The organism is Salinicola sp. (assembly GCF_982684285.1).
Genome location: NZ_CEXLVS010000515.1, coordinates 1 through 1,125 on the forward strand (window position 1 = coordinate 1; position 1,125 = coordinate 1,125).

Genomic DNA, 1,125 nt, shown 5'->3' on the forward strand with positions numbered 1-1,125 from the left:
ACAAATGGTCAACTTGCCGTGGCTGGCCATACGGATAATATTCCGATTAATACACCTCGCTATCGTTCAAATTGGGAATTGTCGACTTCGCGTGCAACATCGGTAGTGCATGAGTTATTACGAAATGGTGAAATACCACCAGAACGGTTTGTATTAGAAGGCTATGCAGCAACACAACCTTTATTGCCTAATGATAACGCTGAAAATAGAGCTAGAAATCGACGTGTAGAAATTATTGTTTTAAAATCTACAGTGATTGATGAAGTTACGAAGTCTATTGATATGCTTAATAAAGAATATGAAGGTGTGGTTGAAGGTGAGATCACCATTATTGATAAGGATGAAAAATGAATATTAAATTTACATTAATTAAGAGTGTGTTTTTTCTTTTATTCACACTCAATAGTTATGCTTCTACATGGACAATTGATTTAGAACATTCACAACTAAACTTTGTATCGATTAAAAAAGTACATGTGGCAGAAGTACATACCTTTAATAAATTTCAAGGAACATTGGATGAGCATGGTCAATTTGAGCTTGTAATTGATTTGGCAAGTGTCGATACAAATATCGAATTGCGCGATAAGCGATTAGGGGCGTTTTTATTTGATATTACACATTATGCAAAAGCAAAGCTGACTGGGACTATGGATATTACTGATGTTACAGAATTGGCAGTCGCACAAAGTAAGTTACTAATAGTTGATGGGATGCTGAATTTGCATGGCGAAGAAAAACAAGTCATATTACAAATACTCGTTACAAGATTAAGTGAAAATAAATTATTGCTGATTAGTGCACAACCCGTATTAATAAATGTAGCTGACTTTTCATTAGTATCGGGTATTGAAAAGCTACGAGAATTAGCAAAACTGCCGAGCATTAGTTACACTGTGCCCGTAAATTTCCATCTACTATTAAACGCGTTAAATTAAGAGGTTTTTAAACAGAATGCAGAAAGTTTCTGTTGTACAAGGTATCGTTATCCCATTAGATAGACCGAATGTTGATACGGATGCCATTATCCCAAAACAGTTTTTAAAATCAATTCAACGTAGTGGCTTTGGGCCAAATTTATTTGATGAATGGCGTTATTTAGATCTGGGTGAGCCAGGGAAGAGT

At 35.2% G+C, this 1,125-nt stretch carries 2 protein-coding genes and 1 pseudogene; all 3 read left to right on the forward strand.

Annotation, left to right across the window (positions count from 1 at the left end; all coding sequences use genetic code 11):
* On the forward strand, window positions 1-351 hold a 351-nt coding region (locus AC3AYF_RS21575; protein ID WP_487780516.1), incomplete at its 5' end, for an OmpA family protein.
* Window positions 348-938: a YceI family protein gene (locus tag AC3AYF_RS21580; RefSeq protein WP_487780517.1), complete on the forward strand. Its 591-nt coding sequence runs from the start codon at window positions 348-350 to the stop codon at window positions 936-938. The genes AC3AYF_RS21575 and AC3AYF_RS21580, both read left to right, overlap by 4 nt.
* Before the next feature lie 16 nt (window positions 939-954).
* Window positions 955-1,125: pseudogene (locus tag AC3AYF_RS21585) on the forward strand (3-isopropylmalate dehydratase small subunit); the annotation flags it as partial.